Source organism: Kitasatospora sp. NPDC059973 (genome assembly GCF_042737525.1).
In the GTDB taxonomy this organism is placed as follows: Bacteria; Actinomycetota; Actinomycetes; order Streptomycetales; family Streptomycetaceae; genus Kitasatospora.
This window is the reverse complement of the sequence record NZ_JBHWUI010000343.1, coordinates 1-2,684: the sequence shown is the minus strand read 5'-3', so window position 1 is coordinate 2,684 and position 2,684 is coordinate 1. Positions and strand designations below refer to the sequence as shown.

The 2,684-nt window shown below is 72.2% G+C and carries 3 protein-coding genes; all 3 read right to left on the bottom strand.

Annotated elements, in window-relative coordinates:
* Nucleotides 1-37: 37 nt before the first annotated feature.
* The 3 genes from ACFWA9_RS38930 to ACFWA9_RS38920 all read right to left on the bottom strand — a co-directional run bounded on the left by ACFWA9_RS38930 (nucleotide 38) and on the right by ACFWA9_RS38920 (nucleotide 2,448).
* Complete coding sequence (locus ACFWA9_RS38930) at nucleotides 38-400, bottom strand: hypothetical protein (protein ID WP_329491017.1); 363 nt, start codon at nucleotides 398-400, stop codon at nucleotides 38-40.
* Between the two features lie 201 nt (nucleotides 401-601).
* The gene (locus ACFWA9_RS38925) at nucleotides 602-805 is read right to left on the bottom strand and encodes a cold-shock protein (protein WP_042388274.1); all 204 of its coding nucleotides are present in this window, start codon (nucleotides 803-805) and stop codon (nucleotides 602-604) included.
* Between the two features lie 323 nt (nucleotides 806-1,128).
* Nucleotides 1,129-2,448, bottom strand: a complete 1,320-nt coding sequence (locus ACFWA9_RS38920) for an aldehyde dehydrogenase family protein (protein ID WP_352294275.1) — start codon at nucleotides 2,446-2,448, stop codon at nucleotides 1,129-1,131.
* Between the last annotated feature and the right edge of the window lie 236 nt (nucleotides 2,449-2,684).

The window sequence follows — 2,684 nt, the reverse complement described above, 5'->3', positions numbered from 1 at the left end:
CGGCCGGCCTGCGCGGCCGGCCGGGCACCCGCCACCGTCACTGGTCCGAGTAGCTGAGGTCCCCCAGGGTCCAGCTGCTGACGTCGTCGATCGCGATGCGGTACATCCCGCCGGTGTGCGGGAGGCCGAAGCTGCCCTGCAGGATCTTGGCGAGGTGCAGGTGCAGGTGGGTCACCGGGGCGTCGGCGTCCGTCACCGCGTCGGCGAACAGCGGCGCGAAGGGTTTGAGGTGGTCGGACGCTTCCAGGACTTCGGCGACTCGTTCCCGCCAGACAGTCTCGGCGGCGAGCCGCCCGGTGATGACTGCGCCGGGGACGACCACGGTGATCGGCATCTGATTACTGCCCGTCGACTCCACCATCGCGGTGATACTGATGAGCAACGGATCCGGGTTCGGCATACCGCCAGGCTAACGGACCGGGCCCGGCGGAGTCAGGGTCCCGGGCCCGCCGGCTTCGCTCCGGCCGGTCCCGGCGCCGCCTGTCGGCCGCGGGCGCCCACGGCCGCCCGGCCCGCGCCCGGGAACGCCGAAGGGCCTGCACCGTGCGCGAAGCGCAGTGCAGGCCCGTGCTGTTCGGCCGGGGCCGCTCAGCGGTGCGTACTACAGGGGGCGAATGTTCTCCGCCTGCGGGCCCTTCTGGCCCTGCGTGACGTCGAACTCGACCTTCTGGCCCTCGAGCAGCTCACGGAAGCCCTGGGCGTTGATGTTCGAGTAGTGGGCGAAGACGTCCGGGCCGCCACCCTCCTGCTCGATGAAGCCGAAGCCCTTCTCCGCGTTGAACCACTTCACAGTGCCATTAGCCATAAAAATTCTCCTTGAAAGGGCAAATCCGGAGCTTCGCACCTCGCGAAGTCCCGCGTCGCCGCGATGAGGCCCACCCGAGGAAAATCCGGGGAAAACAAAAATGCGCCAGCGGTTACAACCGGCAGGCGCACACAGAGTTCATGGGAACCAAAACTGCAACTGACGTCGACTGTAGCAGGTGCGGGCGCGAAACGGGGTCCTTTTCCGGGCGCGTCCGCGGTGTGGCATCCGGCACCGTCCGGCCCGGCCGCGCGCGGGCGCTTCCGAACGCGGGCGCCGCCTGCCCCGGGAGGCGGGCGGCGCCCCTGGACGGGCCCCCGGGCTCAGCCCAGCGGCTTGTCGAGCACCGCCTTGGTGTGGCTGAACGTCGCCAGCGAGTACTCGCCGTGGTAGTTGCCCATGCCGCTCTCCCCGACGCCGCCGAACGGCAGTTCGGGCACGGCCAGATGGGACACCGGAAGGCCGAAGACCAGGGCACCGGAGGAGGTCTCCTCGGCGAGCCGGCGCTTGGTCGTCTCCGACTCCGTGAAGGCGTAGAGCGCGAGCGGCTTCTCCCGCGCGGTGATGAAGGCGATCGCCGCGTCGAGATCGGCCACCTCCAGCACCGGCAGCACCGGGCCGAAGATCTCCTCGCGCATCACCGGGGCGTCCGGATCCACGTCGGCCAGCACGGTGGGCTCGATGAAGCGGGTGGCCCGGTCGTGGCCGCCGCCGGTGACCACGCGGCCGTCGCCGAGCAGCGCGGCCAGGCGGTCGAAGTGGCGGGTGTTGACGATCCGGCCGTACTCGGGATCAGCCGCCGGGTCCTCGCCGTAGAGCGCGCGGACGGCCTCGGCCAGGTGCCCGGCCAGCGCGGGGCCGGTGCCGCCGACGGCGAGGACGTAGTCGGGGGCCACGCAGGTCTGGCCGGCGTTGAGGAACTTGCCGGCGGCCAGCCGCCGGGCGGTGACCTCGAGGTCGGTGTCCGGGTCGACCACCACCGGGCTCTTGCCGCCGAGCTCCAGGGTCACCGGGGTCAGGTGGCGGGCGGCGGCGGTCATCACGATCCGGCCGACCGCGCCGTTGCCGGTGTAGAAGATGTGGTCGAACCGCTGCTCCAGCAGGGCGGTGGTCTCCGGGACGGCGCCCTCGACGACGGCGACGGCCTCCGGGTCGAGGTAGCGCGGGAGCAGCCGGGCCAGCGCGGCGGAGGTGGCGGGGGCCAGCTCGCTGGGCTTCACGAGGACGGCATTGCCGGCCGCCAGCGCGCCCACCACCGGGGCCAGGGCGAGCTGGAGCGGGTAGTTCCAGGGCGCGATCACCAGCACCACGCCGAGCGGCTCCCGGACCACCCGGGCGGTGGCCGGGCGGAACGCCTCGGGGACGTCGGCCGGCCGCGGGCTCAGCCACTCGTCCAGGTGCCGGACGGTGTGGTCGAGCTCGTTGAGGGTGAAGGCGATCTCCGTGCGGTACGCCTCGGCGGGTCCCTTGCCGAGGTCGGCGTGGAGCGCCGTGAGGAGATCGTCGCTCCGCTCGGTGAGCAGCGCGCGCAGGGCGCCCAGCTGCTCCCGGCGCCAGGCGACCGGGCGGGTCCGGCCGCTCGCGAAGGCGGCGCGCAGCCCGGCGACGACGGTGGCGGGATCGGATTCGGTGATGGCCTTCATGAGAGTACTCCCGACAGGAAATTTTGAAGCGCTTGATAGTTGACAACATCAAGCTTCTGTCGACAGTAGGCCGAGATGGTTGGCAAAGTCAATCATCTCCGGGACCGGCGCGGGCCCCCCCGCGCCGCCCCCGACCCCGGCGGCCCGGGGGGGGGGGCGGGGGGCGCCGACAACCCCGGGGACGGCGGTGGCCGCGTGGGCGGCGGGTTGTCGGAGCGGGTCTAAGGGCCCCCCGG